This is a genomic window from Microbacterium sp. KKR3/1, assembly GCF_021272365.1.
Lineage (GTDB): Bacteria > Actinomycetota > Actinomycetes > Actinomycetales > Microbacteriaceae > Microbacterium > Microbacterium aurugineum.
On sequence record NZ_JAJSDW010000003.1, the window covers coordinates 79,193 to 99,342 of the forward strand.

17 protein-coding genes are annotated in these 20,150 nt (G+C 69.4%); 8 read left to right on the forward strand and 9 right to left on the reverse strand.

Annotation, left to right across the window (positions count from 1 at the left end; all coding sequences use genetic code 11):
- Nucleotide 1: 1 nt before the first annotated feature.
- From LVJ59_RS15260 to LVJ59_RS15270, 3 genes are read right to left on the reverse strand one after another with little or no spacing between them, the layout of a single operon-like run.
- Nucleotides 2–268 carry a DUF3039 domain-containing protein gene (locus tag LVJ59_RS15260; RefSeq protein WP_026049764.1) on the reverse strand — a complete coding sequence of 89 codons (267 nt, stop codon included), beginning with the start codon at nt 266–268 and terminating at the stop codon, nt 2–4.
- 40 nt (nt 269–308) lie between these two features.
- On the reverse strand, nt 309–1,874 hold the full coding sequence (locus tag LVJ59_RS15265) for a hypothetical protein (RefSeq protein ID WP_232763675.1): 1,566 nt from the start codon (nt 1,872–1,874) through the stop codon (nt 309–311).
- The gene (locus LVJ59_RS15270) at nt 1,850–3,841 is read right to left on the reverse strand and encodes an ABC transporter ATP-binding protein (protein WP_232763676.1); all 1,992 of its coding nucleotides are present in this window, start codon (nt 3,839–3,841) and stop codon (nt 1,850–1,852) included. Before LVJ59_RS15270 ends, LVJ59_RS15265 begins: the two co-directional genes overlap by 25 nt.
- Nucleotides 3,842–4,089: 248 nt before the next feature.
- On the opposite strand from LVJ59_RS15270, the gene LVJ59_RS15275 reads away from it, so the two are divergent.
- The 4 genes from LVJ59_RS15275 (at nt 4,090) to LVJ59_RS15290 (ending at nt 7,782) form a co-directional block, all read left to right on the forward strand.
- Nucleotides 4,090–4,782: an NTP transferase domain-containing protein gene (locus tag LVJ59_RS15275; protein ID WP_047523569.1), complete on the forward strand. Its 693-nt coding sequence runs from the start codon at nt 4,090–4,092 to the stop codon at nt 4,780–4,782.
- 84 nt (nt 4,783–4,866) lie between these two features.
- Entirely contained in the window at nt 4,867–5,865 is a 999-nt protein-coding gene (locus tag LVJ59_RS15280) for a hypothetical protein (protein ID WP_232763677.1), read from the forward strand.
- A gap of 88 nt (nt 5,866–5,953) precedes the next feature.
- Entirely contained in the window at nt 5,954–7,543 is a 1,590-nt protein-coding gene (locus tag LVJ59_RS15285; protein ID WP_372491404.1) for an acyl-CoA carboxylase subunit beta, read from the forward strand.
- Complete coding sequence (locus LVJ59_RS15290; RefSeq protein WP_231555063.1) at nt 7,540–7,782, forward strand: acyl-CoA carboxylase subunit epsilon; 243 nt, start codon at nt 7,540–7,542, stop codon at nt 7,780–7,782. Before LVJ59_RS15285 ends, LVJ59_RS15290 begins: the two co-directional genes overlap by 4 nt.
- 39 nt (nt 7,783–7,821) lie before the next feature.
- Here LVJ59_RS15290 and LVJ59_RS15295 read toward each other — a convergent pair whose 3' ends face one another.
- From LVJ59_RS15295 to LVJ59_RS15315, 5 genes are all read right to left on the reverse strand, one after another.
- Nucleotides 7,822–9,021 carry an ROK family transcriptional regulator gene (locus LVJ59_RS15295; RefSeq protein ID WP_232763830.1) on the reverse strand — a complete coding sequence of 400 codons (1,200 nt, stop codon included), beginning with the start codon at nt 9,019–9,021 and terminating at the stop codon, nt 7,822–7,824.
- A 273-nt stretch (nt 9,022–9,294) separates the two neighbouring features.
- On the reverse strand, nt 9,295–10,302 hold the full coding sequence (locus tag LVJ59_RS15300; RefSeq protein ID WP_232763678.1) for a hypothetical protein: 1,008 nt from the start codon (nt 10,300–10,302) through the stop codon (nt 9,295–9,297).
- Complete coding sequence (locus LVJ59_RS15305; protein WP_232763679.1) at nt 10,299–11,534, reverse strand: ATP-binding protein; 1,236 nt, start codon at nt 11,532–11,534, stop codon at nt 10,299–10,301. The genes LVJ59_RS15300 and LVJ59_RS15305 overlap by 4 nt, the downstream gene beginning before the upstream one ends.
- The gene (locus tag LVJ59_RS15310) at nt 11,524–12,183 is read right to left on the reverse strand and encodes a response regulator transcription factor (RefSeq protein ID WP_131492669.1); all 660 of its coding nucleotides are present in this window, start codon (nt 12,181–12,183) and stop codon (nt 11,524–11,526) included. The genes LVJ59_RS15305 and LVJ59_RS15310 overlap by 11 nt, the downstream gene beginning before the upstream one ends.
- Nucleotides 12,184–12,224: 41 nt before the next feature.
- Nucleotides 12,225–13,472: a TRAM domain-containing protein gene (locus tag LVJ59_RS15315; RefSeq protein ID WP_232763680.1), complete on the reverse strand. Its 1,248-nt coding sequence runs from the start codon at nt 13,470–13,472 to the stop codon at nt 12,225–12,227.
- 23 nt (nt 13,473–13,495) lie between these two features.
- Here LVJ59_RS15315 and LVJ59_RS15320 point away from each other — a divergent pair, with 23 nt between their 5' ends.
- Both LVJ59_RS15320 and LVJ59_RS15325 read left to right on the forward strand, forming a co-directional pair.
- Complete coding sequence (locus tag LVJ59_RS15320) at nt 13,496–14,134, forward strand: Maf family nucleotide pyrophosphatase (RefSeq protein WP_232763831.1); 639 nt, start codon at nt 13,496–13,498, stop codon at nt 14,132–14,134.
- A 78-nt stretch (nt 14,135–14,212) separates the two neighbouring features.
- Nucleotides 14,213–15,979 carry a biotin carboxylase N-terminal domain-containing protein gene (locus LVJ59_RS15325; protein WP_232763681.1) on the forward strand — a complete coding sequence of 589 codons (1,767 nt, stop codon included), beginning with the start codon at nt 14,213–14,215 and terminating at the stop codon, nt 15,977–15,979.
- A 172-nt stretch (nt 15,980–16,151) separates the two neighbouring features.
- Here the strand turns inward: LVJ59_RS15325 and LVJ59_RS15330 are convergent, their stop codons facing one another.
- Entirely contained in the window at nt 16,152–17,600 is a 1,449-nt protein-coding gene (locus tag LVJ59_RS15330; protein WP_047523575.1) for an NAD(P)H-quinone dehydrogenase, read from the reverse strand.
- A gap of 48 nt (nt 17,601–17,648) precedes the next feature.
- Between LVJ59_RS15330 and LVJ59_RS15335 the strand changes: the two genes are divergently transcribed.
- Entirely contained in the window at nt 17,649–18,482 is an 834-nt protein-coding gene (locus LVJ59_RS15335; RefSeq protein ID WP_131492674.1) for a purine-nucleoside phosphorylase, read from the forward strand.
- The gene (locus LVJ59_RS15340) at nt 18,479–20,149 is read left to right on the forward strand and encodes a phospho-sugar mutase (RefSeq protein ID WP_232763682.1); all 1,671 of its coding nucleotides are present in this window, start codon (nt 18,479–18,481) and stop codon (nt 20,147–20,149) included. Before LVJ59_RS15335 ends, LVJ59_RS15340 begins: the two co-directional genes overlap by 4 nt.
- Nucleotide 20,150 lies beyond the last annotated feature (1 nt).

Consider the following 20,150-nt stretch of genomic DNA (forward strand, 5'->3'; position numbering starts at 1 on the left):
GTCAGCCGATCATCGACTCGTAGATCTCCTTGCACGTGGGGCAGATCGGGAACTTCTCCGGGTCACGACCCGGCGTCCACTTCTTGCCGCACAGCGCGCGCACCGGCTTGCCGGTGATCGCAGACTCGAGGATCTTGTCCTTCTTCACGTAATGCGAGAAGCGCTCATGGTCGCCCGGTTCGAGATTCTCCTCGCGGAGGAGCTCTTCCAGTTCGCGATCAAGCGTTGCCACGCCGCCCTGATCGGGGCTGTCCAGCGGAGTACTCATCCCGTGAGTCTAGCGGCGTCGAGCCCCTCGCGGGCGGGTGTCACGCGGTCTCGACGAACTCCATCAGCCGCTCACCGCTGCGCTCGAAGATGCGACCGCCGATGACCGCACCCGCGGCGAGGACGCCGAGGCCGATGAGGAGGCCGACCCAGAACGTCGCCGGCGCATACGCCGAACCCTCGACGATCGTGGCCGCGAACAGCCAGATCGTCGGGACGCTGAGCACGATCGCGCCGAGGAACGCCGCAGCCGGCCCGTACGCACCGCGCGACGTCGGCCGCTGCGGCTGCTGGAACGGACTGTCGCCGGGACGGGAGACCGCGTAAGGTGCGACCACCGAGACGATGCTCGAGATGCCCAGGGCGGAGAAGAGCAGGCTCGCTGCGAGGCCGCCGAGCGGAAGGAGCAGACTCCAGTCTCCGATCAGCAGCAGCGAGAGCGGTACCGCGATCGCGAGGACCGGAATCGCGACGAGCAGCACGGGAACCAGTCGACCGAGGCGATCGGGAAGCCCACGCACGCCGCTCGCGACGTGCGTCCACAGTGCGGTCGAGTCGTAGGCGACGTCGTTGTGGGGCAGCCATCCGAAGAACAGTGCCATCACCGGCACCGGCACGAGCGCGGCGATCTCGACCGGCACACCGGCGACGATCAGCGGCAGCACCGTGAGCACACCGGCGACCGGGACGACGATGATGTTCATGATGTAGCGGCGATCCCGGAGCCAGTACACGAGGCTCCGCGAGGCGATCGCACCGAACGCGTTGGACGGCAGCAGCCCGAACCAGCCGAGTCCGGTGCGCTCTCTCGAGGCGACGGGACGCTCAGTGGTCGTGAGCAGGCGTCGCACGAGCCAGGTCCAGGCCGCCCAGAGGAGACCGACGGTGAGGACGGCGATGATGCCGCTGACCCAGGCAGCCGCGGTCTCGCCCGCCGCGGACGCGAAGAGGAAGGCGGGCGACGCCGCGAACGGGGTGAACCCGAGCACGGTCGACAACGTCGACAAGGAATCAGGCACGAGCCCGTCCCAGCGCAGGGAGCCGAGGAACACCGCCACGGGGAACGCGATCACGAGCAGAGCGAGGGCGAACAACGCCGTGAGCTCCCGGGACCGACGCTCCGGCAGCAGCAGGGCATTGATGGCCATGCCGATCCGCGATATGAGCACGGTCGTGAGGATGCCGACGATCGTCATCAGCACCGCGAGGGGCCAGGGCGTGCCGTCTCCGATCGCGACGATGCAGACGCTCGTGTAGACGGCGACGAGGGCAAGACTGGGCACACTGACGAATGAGGCGAGGGTGAGCACCCACGGCATCCGGTGCTCGTCCACACCGAACACGGCGAAGCGTCGCGGGTCGAGCTGGTCGACCGCGCCGACGAGGATCGGGCCCACGAGGAAACCCAGGAGCAGCGCGGCTCCACCGAGCACCGTGACCGCCTGCGCGACCGGGACGGGCGCACCCGACAACGTGAACACGGCGATGCACACCACGGTCGTGACGGCGATGACGGCCGCGAACACGAGGAGCGTCCGAAGCCGACGTTCGCCGCGTAGCGACCCGAGAAGGAGAGCGAGCCTCAGTCGGAGAACGTGTGCAGCCACTCGAGCCCCTCCACCTCACCGCTGGAGCCGGCAAGTTCGACGAAGCGCGCTTCGAGCGTCTGCCCCGCGCGCACCTCGTCGATCGTGCCCTCGGCGAGCACTTCACCGCCGACGATGATGGCCACTCGGGAGCAGACACGCTCGACCAGATCCATCCCATGGCTGGAGAGGATCACGGTCCCGCCGTGCGAGACGTAGGCGCGCAGGATGTCCAGGATGACCGCGGAGGAGACCGGATCGACCGACTCGAACGGCTCATCCAGCACCAGGACGCGCGGCGAGTGGATCATCGCGCCGGCGAGCATGATCTTCTTCGTCATACCCGCCGAGTAGTCCGAGACGACCCGGCTGAGAGCGTCACCGAGGTCGAATGCGCGGGCGAGATCGGCCGCACGCTTCTCGATCACGTCGGCTGAGAGCCCTCGAAGGAGTCCGTAGTAGTAGAGGAGCTGGCGTCCGGTGAGCCGGTCGAACGTCCGCAGCCGGTCGGGCAGCACGCCCATGAGCCGTTTCGCGGCCTGCGGCTGCGCGGCCTGGTCGACACCGCAGATCGTGACGCTGCCTTCATCGGCCCGCAGGAGGCCTGCGACGATCGAGAGCGTGGTCGTCTTGCCCGCACCGTTGGGACCGACGACCCCGTAGAACGAACCCGCAGGCACCGAGAGGTCGATCCCGCCGACGGCCCGGTTGTCGCCGAACTGCTTGACGAGGCCGCGGACGCTGACCGCTTCCCCGGCGGACGTCGCGTCGGTCCGTCCCGGGGCGTCGGCCACCGCATCGTCGGAGTCGGCGACAGCCTCGACGACTTCGAGCGTCGTCACCTCGTCGGCTGCGTCGGCCTCGGCGACGAGCGTCTGCTCGGCACCGCCCTCACCGCTCTCCGCTCCGGGCGCCTCCTGGTCGTCCACGGCCGGAACCTCAGCCTCGGAGGCATCCGTCGCGGCCGATTCGGCCTCGGGGGCCGACTCGACCTCGGGGGCAGACTCGAGCTCGGGGGCAGACTCGAGCTCGGACGACGGAGCAGACTCGGTCGCCGGCGAGTCTTCGATCACGAGCGCGGCATCGGCCTGCACGGCCTTCACGTCATCGGCCTCGGCCTTCGCCTTCGCCGCAGCCGCCCTCGCCGCCGCCGACTTCTTCGCTGCCGTGGTCTTCGCTGCAGCCGTCTTCGCGGTCGCCGCGCGGGCGGTGGACTTGGTGGCGGCCGACTTGGCGGCTGCGGTCTTCGCCGCCGCCGTCTTCGCGGCCGTGGACTTCGTCGCGGGCGTCTTTCCCGCGGCCTTCGGCGCAGCGGCCTTCGCCCCGGTGACGGCGGCCCGCGGTGCGGCGACACGCGCGGCCGCGGCGCGGTCCGAGGCAGCCGTCGATCCGGAGGACTTCGTCGCGGCAGCTCGCGAGGCGGTGTTCTTCGCCGCTGCCTTCCGCGCGTCCGCTGCGGTTCGCGCGGTGCTGCTCGTCTTCGAGGGCTGCTCGTCCATCGCCTTCGGCAACGGCTCGACCACGACCTCGGCGGTCGGGGCGGCCTTCTCCGCCGCAGCCTTCGTCGTCGTGGACTTCGCGGGAGCCTTCACAGAAGTCTTCGCGGCGGTCTTCGAGGTCGCGGGCTTCTTCGCTGCGCTGGTCTTCGCCGCGCTGGTCTTCGCCGTGTCGGCATTCGTCGTGCTGGTGTTCGTCGTGCTGGTCTTCGTCGGCGTCGTCCCCGAGGTACTTGCGGTCGTCGGCTTCGTGGCCGCCGACTTCTTGGCGGCAGGTTTCTTGGCGGCAGACTCCGTGGCCTCGGGCTTCTTGGGCGCGGCTTTCTTGGGCGCGGCTTTCTTGGGCGCGGACTTCTTGGGAGCGGGCTTCTCGGCATCCGTCGACGCCTCCGAGGCCTGCGTGGACGATGCCGAACTGCTCGCCGACGTGTCGCGTGGGAAGGCTTCGGTATCGTCCACCTGGGCGGTGCGGTCGTCAGGGGAGGAAGTCACCGTCCTACGGTATCAAGGGGTGGGCGCAAGCCAAGCCGCCGCGCAACAAACCGCCGCCGGATCCGCGCGATCCGGGGCGATCGTGCTCCGTGTGCGAGCCTGTGCGTCCGGTGTGTACTCGGTCACGAAATGGCAACGGGAGCCTTCGCACCCCGAGCTTCCCAGCCTGAATCGCTACCATGAACGCGGCACGACGAAGTGTCTGGTCGGTGAACCGACCGTGAACACAACTTCCTTTAGGAGCACTCGTGACTCTTCAGACCGTCATCCTCGCCGCCGGCATGGGCTCGCGCCTCGGCCGCGCGCTGCCGAAGCCGCTCACCGAACTGAGCGACGGCCGCACGATCATGGGCCAGCAACACGACAACATCCGCGCCGCCTTCGGGTCCGACGCGCGCATCACGACCGTGGTCGGCTACCGCGCAGAGACCATCATCGAAGCCTTCCCCCAGGTCAACTACGTCCACAACGAGCGCTACGACGAGACGAACACGTCGAAGAGCCTGTTGCGCGCTCTCGGCGCCACCGGCAAGGGCGGCGTGCTGTGGATGAACGGCGACGTGGTCTTCGACCCGATGATCCTCGGCCGTGCGGCCGCCTACATCGAGCGCGACCAGTCGTTCGTGACCGTCAACACCTCGAAGGTCAGCGACGAAGAGGTGAAGTACACGGTCACGGCCGAGGGCTTCATCAAGGAGCTCTCCAAGACCGTCAAGGGCGGACTCGGCGAGGCGGTCGGCATCAACTACATCTCGTCCACGCACAAGAAGGCGTTCATGCGCCAGCTGCAGCGCGTCGAGGACCAGGACTACTTCGAGCGCGGCCTCGAGCTCGCCATCGCGGAAGACGCCCTGCTGCTCGAGCCGATGGATGTCTCCGACCTGTACGCGGTCGAGGTCGACTTCGCGGAAGATCTCGAGCGGGCGAACCTCTTCGTCTGATCCGATCCGTCGTGCGAAAGCCCGGTTCCTTCCGAGGGACCGGGCTTTCGGCGTTTTCGCGGCCGAGCTTCGTAAGATCGCTCCATGGCTCGCCAGGTGCACAAGATCCACTCGTTGCCGGATGACGCTCCGTGGGACAAGGGCGTGCCCCCTTCCGGGTCTTCCGAGCACCCGATGATGGTGCGCGGCCTCGACCGCGTGCTCTCGATCCAGCGCCCGCTCGTGCTCGCGCACATCCGCAGCATCCGTCTTCGCAACCCTCAGGCCACGCCCACCGAGATCATCCGGATCCTCGAACGCCGCTATCTCGCCGCCGTGACCACCGGTGGTGCCGCCGTGGGCGCGACCGCCGTCGTTCCCGGCATCGGCACCGGCGTGACTCTTGCGCTGTCCGGTGTCGAGACCGTGGGCTTCGTGGAGTCGACGGCCCTGTTCGCGCAGTCGGTCGCCGAGGTGCACGGCATCGCGGTCGCCAACCCCGACCGTGCGCGCGCCCTGGTGATGACCTTGATGCTCGGCAAGGAGGGCGTCGATCTGGTCGGTCAGCTCGCCGGGCAGGTCGCCGGACGCGGCGGGAGCAGATCGTCGTACTGGGGTGAACTCGTCACGAAGTCGCTCCCCCGCGCTGCCGTCGGCCCGCTGGTCGATCAGCTCAAGAGCATGTTCGTGAAGCAGTTCGCCGCGAAGGGCGGCGCCTCCGTGATCGGCAAGGCCCTCCCGTTCGGCGTCGGCGCAGCCATCGGCGGGGCAGGGAACAACATCCTCGGCCGTCGCGTGCTCACGACCTCACACAAGGCTTTCGGCGCGGCTCCGATCGATCTGCCGCTCGAGCTCGAACCGGTGCCGGGAGCGGAGAAGCTCGAGCTGCGGATGCTCCGCGGCGCGCGGTATGCCGGCAACGCCGTGGCCGGTGCGGCAGGAACGACCGTCCGCGGAGTCGGCTGGGTCGGTCGCAAGGCCCTCTCCCTCGGCCGTTCCCCGAAGTCGGACCCGGAGTTGGAGGAGAACGATCCCGCGAAAACCGCCGACGTGAAGCGGGAGAACGACGACCCGACGGAAGCGGATGCGGACTCCGCACACTGAGCACTGCGCGTAGGTCGCCAAAGGATCGGCCGACCCGTTGTGCCGAGCATCCAACAGACCGGGCCGACCCGACGCTAGGGTGGAATCCGTGACGGACAAGCCCGACCTCTTTACCACCGCCGGCAAGATCGCGGATCTGCGCGCTCGCTACACCGAAGCCGTCGTCGACGCAGAAGCCAAGGCGAAGGAGAAGCAGCACGCCAAGGGCAAGATGACCGCCCGTGAGCGCATCGAACTGCTCGTCGACCCCGGAAGCTTCGTCGAGTTCGACGAGTACGTGCGCCACCGCACCACCGCCTTCGGCATGGACCGCTCCCGCCCCTACGGCGACTCGGTCGTCACCGGTGTCGGCACGATCAACGGGCGCACCGTCGCGGTGTACTCGCAGGACTTCTCGACCTTCGGCGGCTCACTCGGCGAGGTCGCCGGCGAGAAGATCGTGAAGATCATGGAGTTCGCCCTCGCCGGCGGGATGCCCTGCATCGGCATCCTCGACTCGGGCGGTGCGCGTATCCAGGAGGGCGTCGTCGCCCTGGGCAAGTACGGCGAGATCTTCCGCCTCAACACCCGCGCCTCCGGCGTGATCCCTCAAATCTCCATCATCATGGGCCCCGCGGCCGGTGGCGCCGTGTACTCCCCCGCGCTCACGGATTTCGTGATCATGGTCGACAAGACCAGCCAGATGTTCGTCACCGGTCCCGACGTGATCAAGACCGTGACCGGCGAGGACGTCGGCATGGAGGAACTCGGCGGCGCGCTCACGCACAACACGCGGTCGGGCGTCGCGCACTACCTCGCCGAGGACGAAGACGACGCGATCGACTACGCGCGCACGCTGCTGAGCTTCCTTCCGGACAACAACATGGCGGAGCTGCCCTCGTACGAGAGCACCTTCGAGTTCGAGACCACCGACGCCGACCGTGTGCTGAACACGATCGTCCCCGACTCCACGAACCAGCCGTACGACATCCACACCGTCATCGAGCACGTGGTCGACGAGGGCGACTTCCTCGAGGTGCAGCCGCTGTTCGCCCCGAACATCGTGATCGGGTTCGGCCGCATCGAGGGCCGCTCCGTCGGCATCATCGCGAATCAGCCGTCGCAGATGGCCGGAACGCTGAACATCGAAGCCGGCGAGAAAGCGAGCCGCTTCGTCCGGTTCTGCGACGCGTTCTCCATCCCGATCGTCACCCTCGTCGACGTTCCCGGTTACCTGCCGGGAACCGACCAGGAGTGGACGGGTGTCATCCGCCGCGGCGCGAAGCTCCTCTACGCCTACGCGGAGGCCACGGTCCCGCTCGTCACGGTGATCCTGCGCAAGGCCTACGGCGGCGCGTACATCGTGATGGGATCGAAGCAGCTCGGCGCCGACGTGAACCTCGCCTGGCCGACGGCGGAGATCGCCGTCATGGGCGGGCAGGGTGCCGTGAACATCCTGTACCGCGGCGAGATCAAGAAGGCCGAGGACGCCGGCGAAGACGTCGCCGCCGTGCGTACCCGCCTGGCGAACGAGTACACGTACAACGTCGCCTCCCCGTTCCTCGCGGCGGAGCGCGGAGAGCTCGACGGCATCATCGAGCCGGCGAACACGCGCGTGTCGATCGCGAAGGCACTGCGTGCGCTGCGGGGCAAGCGCGCCGAGCTTCCGCCGAAGAAGCATGGGAACATCCCGCTGTGACCGCGCGAGAGGCCGGGGCCGACGCATCGGAGCAGGCGGCGTCGATGCTCACGATCACGCGCGGTTCAGCCACTGAAGAAGAGCTGGCCGCACTCATCGCGGTGATCAGCGAGGCCTATGCGTCCGAAGCGGCGGACGCCGTGGCCGATGAGCCGACCGTGTCCGCCTGGACCCGCACGCAGCGTCCGCTCCGGCGTCCGCTGCGCCGTGACATCCCGTGGGGACGCTTCTCCGGGTGACGCCCCCGGCCTGCGCCTCGTGCGTCAGGCGGTGAGAGCTCAGCCGTCGAGCAGGAGCCCCGAGGCACGGGGACTGAGTACGGAGTCGAGCACCACGCAGCCGGCGCCCACCGCGCCCACGTCGTCGCCGACGACCGTCCCGTCGACCGGCAGCGTGCGCACCGCCCGTGTCGCGCTCGCACGATCGAGGCGACCGGGGATCTCGCTGAGGTACACCTCCGCGAGCCGCGACCAGAACGGGCCGCCGAACACGACGCGGTCCACGTCGAGCATGTTCGCGAGCGCGGCGGTCAGGACGGACATGTGCACAGCCGCCTGCCGCAGCACGGCCAGGGCGGCGACGTCGCCGCGGCCGGCACGCTCGCAGAGCTCTCCGAAGCGCTCGTCGACGGACTCGACATCGCTCGCCTCGCGATCGTCCTGGAACACCCCCGCACGCTCCGCCTGTTCGACGATGGCCTGTGGCGTGCAGACGACCTCGACGCATCCCCGAGAACCGCAGGTGCACCGCGGACCGTCCGGATCCACGATCACGTGCCCGACCTCTCCGATGTTGCGTGTGCTCCCGGGCACGACCTCCCCCTCCCTGGCGAGGGCGGCCCCGATCCCGGTACCCAGATAGATGAAGACGAACGAATCGTCGGCCGACGCGCGCCGCGTCCACAGTTCGCCCGACGCGGCGGCAGTCGTGTCCTTCTCGAGCAGCACGGGAAGACCGGTCGCGTCGGCGAGCACCGCACGCAGCCGCACCCGGTGCCAGCCGAGCAGCTTCGGCGGGTCGATCACCGTGCCCTTCTCCGCATCGAGAGGCCCGGGGGCGGCGACTCCCACCCCGGCGATCCGGTCCCGGTCCACGTCCGCCTCGGCGATCAAGGCGTCGATGGTCGCCGCCATGGCGGAGATGATCCACCGTGGTTCCTTCGCCGGGGTGCGTATGCTCTTCCGACGCACGACGGCACCCGACAGGTCGAGCAGGACGAAGGTCATGATGGCGGGGTCGAGGTGCACCCCCACCGCGAAGCGACTGTCCGGGACGAGCCGCAGGGTCACGCGGGGTTTGCCCGGACCGTTGATGGTGCGCCCCGCCTCACGGATGAATCCGTCGTCGAGAAGCCGGCGGGTGATGTTCGTCACCGTCTGCGCGGAGAGCCCGGTGGCGGAGGCGAGTTCGATGCGGCTCAGCCCTTCCCCGGACTGTCGGATCGCCTCCAGGACCACGGACTGATTGAAGTCCCCCATCCGCGGAAGGTTGGTTCCCCGACGCGTTCCCATGGTCCTATGATCCCTCATCGAGCGAGAAATCGTGTCCCCCAAAATACCTACAGACAACGAATGGAAGAACCCCCAGACTGGAGGAGACGCTTCGCGTTCGGCTGGTCTCTCTGTCCCAGGGTAGACAGACGCTGATCGGCCACCAGCGGACGGTTTTCGGGTAACTGTCCGCACGGCGAGGGGCTGGCGACAACGCCGCCCCTCGCCCACTCTCCTCATCCTGTCGGGAGCGCGGCGTCCTCAGACGGCTTCGGCCTCCCGAGCGATCTCATGCCACAGGTCGACCGCGTCATCGTCGCCCGAGGCACGCGTCCCCGCACGCCCGACGACGGTCACCGCGACACGGGCATCGCGAGCCGAACGGATGATGAGCCGCGCGCTCTGCGCCTGCATGAGCACAGAGGCGAGCTCGTCCCGGATCTCACTGCGTCGCGCTTCGTCGATGCCATCGAATCCGCCCTCGTCGAAGACCGTGACGACGGCGCCGCGTAGACGGGCGGCGTCGATCGCGTTGCGCACGGCATCGTTGAGCAGGTCCGCTCCGCGCAGCTCGTCGCGCAGCCGCCCCTCGGCGAGGCGCGCTTCGAGTCGCTCCCGGTCGTCGAGCGCGCCACGGGAGGCGACGACACGACCGAGCACCGGCCCGGCGACCGCCAGGGCGAACTGCGCGCGCAGACGCCTCTCCCGCTGGCGTACGCTCTGGGTGGCGTGCCAGGCCGAGACCGCCTGCTGGATCTCGGCGAGTCGTTCGGTGTCGCGCACCGCGCGATCCCAGAACATCACGAGAAGTCGGGCGACGACGATCCACATGATCGAGCCGACCAGGCCCAGGGTGAGCGCCACGCCGATCCCGAGGTATGCCGAGGAGGCCGCGACGAGAACCGCGAGCGTCAGCCAGCCGATCAGGAACCGACGGCGGACGATGCACACGACACCGAGGAGCCCGAGCCCGCCGATGTACCAGGTGGCGAAGGGAGCGGTGCGGTCGGCGGGCTCCAGAGAGAACGTGACCAGGGCGGGGATGAGGGCGCTCGCGAGCAGGGCCAGCACCGCCGACCACAGGGGCATCCGCACAGACGTCGCGTCGCCCAGAATCGCGATGTTCACGACCACGAGGTAGATGCCGATCGCGACGATCATCAACAACGGCGCCGTCGGCTGCTCGATCCACCAGATCGCGCGCGCGGCGAAGTACAGCGCGAACCCCACGGCGAGCGAGGTGGCGACGCTGCGGACGGTCCGGTTCACGAGCGCTCCCACCCCAGCACGACGGTCGTGCCCTGCTCATCGGATCGGATGTCCGCGGTGCCGGCGACTCCGGCCATGCGGGCGAAGATGGAGGCGCGGATCCCGAGCCGGTCGGCGCCGATCGCCGTGATGTCGAAACCCGGCCCCGTGTCCGACACGGTCACGGAGATCCCTTGGTCACCACACGCCTCGACGATGATGTGCAACCCACGGCTGTTCGCGTGGGACACGGCGTTCCCGATCGCCTGCCGTGCGGCCAGCACGAGGGCTCGCGCCGCCCGTCCGGGGATCATTCCGATCCCGCCGCGCTCCTCGACGATCGCGTCGGCACCGAGCTCCGAGAGCGAACGGCGGAGTTCGACCACGATCTGCGCGATCCCCACGGGCTCGTCGGTGCCCTCCTGGGACACGGCGGCTTCCGTGTTCGCGAGACGTGTGAGAGCTTCCCGTGCCATCGCGACCGCGAGCTCCTCCGCCCGCTCCCCCTCCGCCCGCTCGGCGGCGATCAACGCCGCGAGGACGCTGTCATGCATGAGCGCCGACATCGCCACGCGTTCCTCCTCGGCCGCGGCGGCAGCGGCTGCGGCGGAGTAGGAGGCGACGGCTTGCCCTCGTGCCTCGTCGACGCCGGCCGCGACGGAGCGGAACATCCAGCCGAGCGAGATGATCACCACGCCGAGGATAAGCGTGAAGGAGACATCGAATGCGGTCGTGACCCAGAACTCCCGCGAGAACTCCCCCTGCACGAGACGCACGTAACCGTAGACGAACGGCATCACGGCCGCCCACGCGAACTGGAGCCGCAGGGGGAACGCGAGCATCGCCGCGACCACCCCCACGTTCACGAGGAAGAAGATCCAGGGCTGATCGCCGGCACTCTTGTCGGCGGGGTCCACGACCGTCGGCCACGCGGCGAGCGCCAGCAGGTAGACCACGGCGAAGAGGCCCGAGAAGGTGCGCACGCCGCGGCCGACCAGGCAGGCGACCAGCATCGCCGCGAGCGGGACGAACACCACGACGACCATCACGATGTGCACCACGTCCGCCTGGGACAGGGTGTTCACCGCGGCGAACAGCGCCTGGGCGCCCAAGGCGGAGGATCCGATCGCGACGACGATCGCGAGGATCCGCTCCATGCGTTTGCCCGTGAATCGCTCGAACTCAGTCTCCGTGCTGCCCGGAGACGGGATCTTGCTCCAGGCATCGCGGATGCTGAGCGGATCAGCGGGCACTCGACGCCCCGTCTGCCGCGACGATGCCGTCCTCCATCGCTCGACGGAGGAGATCCACCTTCGTGGGTGCGGGCCGACCGACCTCGACGTACTTGACCCGTACGCGCGTGATGTTCTCCTTGGCGGTCGAGTAGGCGACGCCGAGCCGCTCGGCGACCGCCTTCAGCGGAAGGCCCGTGGCATACAACCGGAGCACCTCGCGCTCGCGGCTGGAGAGCTGCGCGTCGGCGAAGGCCCGGTCACCGTCGACGGCGCTGGCCCATTCGACGTTGTTGAGCGCTTCGCCCTGAGCGACGGTCCGGATCGCGTCCATCACGTCATCGAGGGCGGAGGACTTGCTGACGACCCCTGCGGCACCGGCGGACAGAGCCTCACGCACAGCCGCGGGACGGTCGGCGACGCTGTGGATGACCACGCTCGCCCCGTCGTTCACGAGCGATGACACGTTCTCTGTCACGGTGCTGCCGTCGCCCAGGGTGAGGTCGAGGACCACGACGTCGGCAGGAGCGGCAGAAGCCGAGGCCCGCCATTCCAGGTATGACACGACTGTGCTCCCCGAGAACACCACGGTCTGCGAGTCGCGCGCGCACGCGGCCTCGAGGCCGAGGCGAACGGACTCGTGATCGTCGATGAGTGCGACCCTGCTCATCCACCCAGCCTAGTGAGTCGCCGCAGACGGCCGCCGACGGCTCAGCGGGTCAGCAGCGCGACGACCTCGAAGTGGTGCGAGTGCGGGAACAGATCGAAACCTCGAAGACGATCAACGTTCCACCCCAGCGCCCGGAAGGTCCCGAGATCACGGGAAAGGGCGACCGGATCGCAGGCGACGTATGCGACGGCCTCCGGCGCGAGCGCATGCACGGCCTCGACGACCTGACGGCCCGCTCCTGCGCGAGGCGGGTCGAGGATCACGGCCCCCGTGCGGCCGCTGCTCCGGCGCGTGGACAGGAAGCGGTCGACCCGCGCGGTGACCGCGGTGACCTCGAGCGGTGCGAGGTTGGCGGCCGCGTGCTCAGTGGCCCGTGCGCTCGACTCCACCGTGACGATGTCGGTGCCGCCGAGATCGGCGAGTGTCGCGGCGAAGAGACCGACGCCGCCGTACAGGTCGTAGTGCGTCTTCGCCTCGTCGACGTGTCCGTCGAGGATGCCGTACACCGCGGCGTCGAGCACGGAGGCCGCCCGCGGATGGACCTGCCAGAATCCCGTCGCGTCCAGCTGGAAGGGCCGGTCTCCGACGAGTTCCTGGATCGTCTCGGGAGTCGGACGGCGCCGGAAGCCGCGCGCGACCTTGGCCGGACGCGCCGTCTCCTCGCGGCGGATGATGCGCACTCGACCGTCGGCGGGCTCGACGAGCTCGATCCGACCGGGAGCCTCACCGCGGAGCGCGAGCGCGGCCTCCGCGATCGCCGGGCGAGCGAGCGGGTGGGAAGACACGGGGATGACCCGGTGGCTGCGTGCGGCGAACGGCCCCACCGCGCCCGTGTCGTCGACGTGCAGGGTCACGCGCGTACGCCACCCGGTGCCGTCTCCGGATTCGACGGCCTCGATCTCCGGGGCGACGAGCCCCTCCCCGGCGAAACGGTCCAGCGCCTCGGTCAGCACCTGGCGCTTGAGCACTCGCTGGTGGTCGAGCGCGATGTGCCCGAGGTCGGCTCCGCCGGGGCGGTCCGCGGGATCCCTCGAGACGTCGGCCTCGGCCCAGATGTGCGGTCGCCGATGCTCTGACGCCTCCAGCACCTCGATCGTCTCCGCTCGCCAGAAGCTGCGGGTCGAGGCATCGGCCCCGTCCTGCGGGGCGATCAGTCGCGCACGGACGCGCTCCCCGGGGACCGCGTCCGAGACGAAGACCACGCGCCCCTCGTGGCGGGCGATGAAGGTGCCCCCGTGTGCGATGCCGGTGATGTCGAGCTCGAGCACGTCGGCTGCGGAGGAAGTCATCCTTCGAGGATACGGTGGTGGACATGCGCGTCTGCCTCGCCTCGACCTCACCGGCCCGACTCATGCTGCTGCGGCAGGCGGGTATCGAACCGCTCACCGTCTCCCCGGACGTCGACGAAGACGCCGTCGCCGCCGCCGCGGAGGAAGAGCGCGGCACCCCGCTGGCCCCTGCGGAGCTCGTGCTGCTGCTCGCCCGGGCGAAGGCTGCCGCGGTCGCGCAGGGTCTCGCCGAGGAGGGGGTCTTCGACGGCCTCGTGATCGGCGGGGATTCGATGTTCGCACTCGGCGGGCGCGTCTACGGCAAGCCCTACACCCCCGCGGAAGCCACGCGGCGCTGGCAGGAGATGCGCGGTGCCACGGGCATCCTGCATTCCGGGCACTCCGTCTTCCGTGTCGCCCCCGGCCGGACACCCGTCGAGGCGACCGCGGTCGCCGAGGCCGCGGTGACCTTCGCCGACGATGTCAGCGATGCCGAGATCGCCGCGTATGTGGCGTCGGGCGAACCCCTGCATGTGGCAGGGGCGTTCACGGTCGACAGCCTGGGCGGGGCCTTCATCACCCGCGTGGACGGCGACCCCTCCACCGTCGTGGGAATGTCCCTGTCGACCGTGCGGCGCCTGGCCACCGAGCTCGGCGTGCCGTGGACGGACCTGTGGTCGTAGACTCCCCTCCACGTTTCTGCCACTTTCTTGTGGGGAGTCGTCAAAGGGATCGGGGTCCTTCTCGCTAGGCTGGCAAGCATGCCTGCTATCGCCAAGGTGCTCATCGCCAACCGCGGCGAGATCGCCGTACGCATCATCCGCGCCGCTCGTGACTCCGGGATCGCCTCGGTCGCCGTCTACGCCGACCAGGATCGGGACGCCCTGCACACGCGTCTGGCCGACGAGGCCTACGCTCTCGGCGGCTCGACCAGCGCGGAGACGTACCTCCAGATCGAGAAGATCCTGTCGATCGCCCGCCGTGCCGGTGCCGACGCCGTGCACCCCGGCTACGGCTTCCTGGCCGAGAACGCCGAGTTCGCGCGCGCGATCATCGATGCGGGGATGACCTGGATCGGCCCGTCCCCCGAGGCCATCGAGGCTCTCGGCGACAAGGTGACCGCGCGCCACGTGGCCGAGAAGGTCGGCGCGCCCCTCGCGCCCGGCACACCCGGCCCCGTCGACGGTGCCGACGAGGTCATCGCCTTCGCGAAGGAATTCGGCCTCCCCATTGCCATCAAGGCCGCCTATGGCGGCGGCGGCCGCGGCCTCAAGGTCGCCCGCGAGCTCGACGAGGTCGCCGAGCTCTTCGAGTCGGCCACCCGCGAAGCCGTCGCCGCGTTCGGCCGCGGCGAGTGCTTCGTGGAGAAGTACCTCGACAAGCCGCGCCACGTCGAGACCCAGTGCCTGGCCGATGCCGCCGGCAACGTCGTCGTGATCTCGACGCGCGACTGCTCGTTGCAGCGCCGTCACCAGAAGCTCGTCGAAGAGGCTCCGGCCCCGTTCCTGACGGACGAGCAGAACGCGCAGCTGTACTCCGCCTCGAAGGCCATCCTGAAGGAGGTCGGCTACGTCGGTGCCGGCACCTGCGAGTTCCTCATCGGTGCCGACGGCACGGTGTCGTTCCTCGAGGTGAACACCCGACTGCAGGTCGAGCATCCGGTTTCCGAAGAGGTCACCGGCATCGACCTGGTCCGCGAGCAGTTCCGCATCGCGGCCGGCGGCACCATCGACTACGACGACCCCGAGCCCCAGGGACACTCGTTCGAGTTCCGGATCAACGGCGAGGACCCCGGTCGCGGATTCCTCCCCCAGCCCGGACCGATCCACGTGTTCAAGACGTTCGGCGGTCCCGGCATCCGCCTCGACTCGGGCGTCACCGCCGGGGACGCGGTCTCGGGGGCTTTCGATTCTCTCCTCGCGAAGATCATCGTCACGGGCAAGGACCGCGCCGAGGCGATCGAGCGTTCGCGCCGCGCACTCGACGAGTTCGAGGTCGCCGGACTCCCCACGGTCATCCCGTTCCACCGCAAGGTCGTCCGCGATCCCGCGTTCACCGCGGAGAACGGCGAGTTCGGAGTCTTCACCCGGTGGATCGAGACGGAGTTCGTCAACGACATCCCGGCCTGGGACGGTGAGCTCGAAGCCCCGGCACCCGCCGATTCGCGCCACACGGTCGTCGTCGAGGTCTCCGGCAAGCGCCTCGAGGTGAGCCTCCCCGATCGCGTCGCCGTCGCCCCGGGCACCGCGGGTCGCCCGGCTGCCGTCCCGCCGTCCCGTCGCAGCCACGCGACCACCGCCAATGCCGGAGCCTCCGGCGATGCGGTGAAGTCCCCCATGCAGGCGACCGTCGTCAAGATCGCGGTCGAGGACGGTCAGCAGGTCGTCAAGGGCGACCTCGTCGTCGTGCTCGAAGCGATGAAGATGGAGCAGCCGCTCCAGGCGCACAAGGACGGCGTCATCGGCAACATCAACGCGGACGCCGGAACGACGGTCTCCGCAGGACATCAGCTGCTCACCATCAGCTGACCTCCACCGTCCGGTCTCGTCGCGTTGTTCGCCGAGACCCCCGGTGAACGCCGAAACCCCGTGGTGCAGATGTCTGCCACACGGGGTTTCGGCGTCAGGCGGGGGTCTCGGCGATCTGTCGCGCCCGCAGAACTCAGCCGCAGAGCTCAGCCGCAGAGCTCAGCCGCAGAGCTCAGGAGATGTTGACGAGGTGCATCGCCCTGCTCGCATCGGTGATACTGCTCGACAGCGAGGGGTACGCGGCGAACACCCGCGAGACCTGGTCCACCGTGAGACGACGTTCGACGGCCACGGCGATCGGGTAGATCAGTTCCGACGCCTTCGGGGCCACGATCACGCCACCGATCACCGTGCCGGACCCCTTGCGGGCGATGATCTTGACGAAGCCGTCCTTGATGCCCATCATCTTGGCGCGGGGGTTGGCGGCGAGGGGAAGCTTGTAGACGAGACCGTCGGTCACCCCGTCCTCGGCGTCCTTCTGCGAGAAACCCACGGTCGCGATCTCGGGTGCCGTGAAGATGTTCGAGGTGATCTTGATCAGTTCGAGCGGGATCACGATGTCGCCGAGTGCGTGGAACACCGCCGTGCGTCCCTGCATGGAGGCGACGGAGGCCAGCGGGAAGAAGTTCGTGCAGTCGCCGACCGCGTAGATGTTGGGCACCGAGGTGCGAGCGACGCGGTTCACGCGCACATGACCTGAATCATCGAGCTCGACGCCCGCCTCCTCCAGACCGATGCCCGCGGTGTTGGGGATGGAGCCGACGGCCATCAAGCAGTGGCTCCCGTCGACCGTGCGGCCGTCGGACAGCGTCACGGTCACCCCGTCGTCGGTGACCTCGACCCGGTCGGCGCGGGACTTCGAGAGCACCTGCATCCCGCCGCGCTTGAACACCTTCTCCAGCACGCGCGCGGCGTCCTGGTCCTCCCCCGGAAGCACCTGCTCGCGGCTGGAGATGAGCGTGACCTTCGCACCGAGGTTCATGTAGGCCGACGCGAACTCCGCTCCGGTCACCCCCGACCCGACCACGATGAGGTGCTCGGGCAGCGCCTTCATGTCGTAGAGCTGGGTCCATGTGAGGATGCGCTTGCCGTCGGGCTTGGCGGAGTCGAGCTCACGCGGCGATGCCCCCACGGCCACGACGATCGTGTCGGCCTCGACCCGGTCGAAGTCGGTGCCACCCTGACCGGTCGACACGACGATCGCCGTCGGCCCCTCGAGTCGTCCGTGCCCGGAGAGGATGCGCACCCCGGCCTCGAGGAGCGTGGCACGCATGTCCTCCGACTGCTGACCGGCGAGGGCCAGGAGGCGCTTGTTGACGGCTGCGAGATTGATCGCGATCTCGGGCTTGAGGGGCTTGCCGTTCTCGCCCTTGGCGTAGAAGTTGACTCCGAGGTCGCTCGCCTCGGAGATGGCGACGGCGGCATCCGCCGTCGCGATCAGGCTCTTGGAGGGGACCACGTCGGTGAGGACGGCCGATCCACCGACCCCCACCCGCTCGACCAGGGTGACCTCGGCCCCGAGCTGAGCGGCCGCGAGGGCCGCCTCGTAACCGCCGGGACCGCCGCCGAGGACGGCGACGCGCTGAGTGCGCTCGAAAGTGGTGGAAGACATGGAATCCATTCTTCCCCAATCCTGGCCCCCGAGCCTGCACCTTCCTAGAGTGGATCCATGCCCGAAACGCACAGCAACCCCCTCGACGACCCGACCGCGAACCCCTTCGAGGTCGCCGCGCAGGCCGCCGCCGACATCGCGCGACTGTCCGGTGTCGAGAACCACGACATCGCCCTCACCCTCGGCAGCGGCTGGGGCAAGGCCGCCGACATCATCGGCGAGACGGTCGCCACGATCCCCGCCACCGAGGTCACCGGCTTCTCGAAGCCCGCGCTGGAGGGCCACGTCGGCACGCTGCGCAGCATCCGCACGCCCGGCGGCAAGAACGTCCTGGTGATCGGCGCACGCACGCACTACTACGAAGACCACGGCGTCCGGCGCGTCGTGCACAGCGTCCGCACCGCCGCAGCCACGGGCGCCAAGATCATGGTGCTCACCAACGGCGCCGGCGGCATCCGTGAGACCTGGCGACCCGGTCAGCCGGTGCTCATCAGCGATCACATCAACCTCACCGCCGATTCGCCGCTCGAGGGCGCCACGTTCATCGACCTCACCGACCTGTATTCGAAGCGTCTGCGCGACCTCGCGCGCACGATCGATCCGATGCTCGATGAGGGCGTGTACACCCAGTTCCGCGGTCCGCACTACGAGACCCCGGCGGAGGTGCAGATGGCGAAGCACATCGGCGGACACATCGTCGGCATGTCGACCGCGCTCGAAGCGATCGCCGCCCGCGAGGCCGGCATGGAGATCCTCGGGTTCTCGCTCATCACGAACCTGGCCGCGGGCATCCAGCAGACCCCGCTGAGCCACGCCGAGGTGATCGAAGCCGGTCGTGAGGCGGAGCCGGTGATCTCCGCTCTCCTGGCGAGGGTGGTCGAGGCCCTGTGAACGAGGAGAGACTCGCGCAGGCGCGCGCCTGGCTGCGTCAGGACCCGGATCACCAGACACGCGACGAGCTCGCGGGCCTGATCACGCGGGCGTCCGCCGGTGAGGCGGCAGCGACCGCGGAGCTCGACGACCGGTTCCGCGGACGCCTGGAATTCGGCACAGCGGGGCTCCGCGGCGAGCTCGGCGCCGGAAGCAACCGGATGAACCGGGTGCTCGTGGCCCAGGCCGCGGCGGGCTTCGCCGCCTATCTGCGGGAGAAGACGCACGGAACCACCCCGACCGTCGTGATCGGCTACGACGGGCGACGCAACTCTCGCGTGTTCGCGACCGACTCGGCGGAGCTGTTCGCCGGCGCGGGTCTGCGAGCGATCCTCCTGCCGCGCCTGCTGCCGACGCCCGTGCTCGCCTTCGCCGTGCGGCACTTCGGCGCCGACGCCGGTGTGATGGTGACCGCGAGCCACAACCCGCCGAACGACAACGGCTACAAGGTCTATCTCGGCGGGGCCGACCAGGGTTCGCAGATCGTCGCCCCGGCGGATGCCGAGATCGCCGCGCACATCCAGCGCACGGCCGATGCCGGCTCGATCGCCGCGCTGCCGCGCTCGACGGACTACGAGACCGCCGGCGAGGACGTCGTCGACGCGTATGTCGCGGCCACCGCCGCCGTGGCCCCCGCACCCGCCGGTGCCACCGGGATGCGATGGGTCTACACCGCGATGCACGGAGTGGGATGGGAGACGGTGTCGCGCATCGTGCGCGAAGCGGGCTACCCGCAGCCTTTCGTCGTGGATGAGCAGCTCACGCCCGACGCCACCTTCCGCACGGTCTCCTTCCCGAACCCGGAGGAGCCGGGAGCGATGGATCTCGCCTTCGCGCGGGCTCGGCGGGTGAAGGCGGACTTCATCCTGGCCAACGACCCCGATGCCGATCGCCTGGCCGTCGCGGTTCCGGACGAGACGGCCGCGGACGGCTGGCGTCGACTCACCGGCAACGAGGTCGGGCTGCTGCTCGGGGCACGTGCCGCCCGCGCGGCCGCCGGCACACCGGGCGCCTCCCTCGCATGCTCCCTCGTCTCCTCCCCCGGTCTCGGCGCCGTCGCCGCCCACCACGGACTCGACTTCCACGAGACGCTCACCGGCTTCAAGTGGATCTCGCGCGCCCCGGGGATCGTCTTCGGTTTCGAGGAGGCCCTGGGCTACCTCGTGAACCCGGAGACGGTTCGCGACAAGGACGGAGTGTCGGCGGCCGTCGCGATCCTCGGGCTCGCCGCCGAGGCCCGTGACCGCGGCGCGACGCTGGTCGACCTGCTCGCCGAGTTGGGCGAGACCTACGGGCACTTCGCCAGCGGACAGGTGTCGGTGCGCGTCGAGGACCTCGCGGTCATCGGCAACGTCATGCTCGCCCTGCGCACGCTGCCGCCGACGCAGATCGCCGGACGTTCGATCACCTCGGCCGAGGACCTGATGCACGCCGCGCCGGGCGCACCCTCCGGGGATGTGCTGCGGTACCGCCTCGGCGACGGCTCGCGCGTGATCGTGCGCCCGAGCGGCACCGAACCCAAGCTCAAGGTCTACATCGACGCCCGGGCCGACTCCTCCGAGGCCGCCGCTGCGGCCGTCGTGGAGCTCGAGGCCGGAGTGCGGACCCTGCTCGACGAGCGCACCTGAC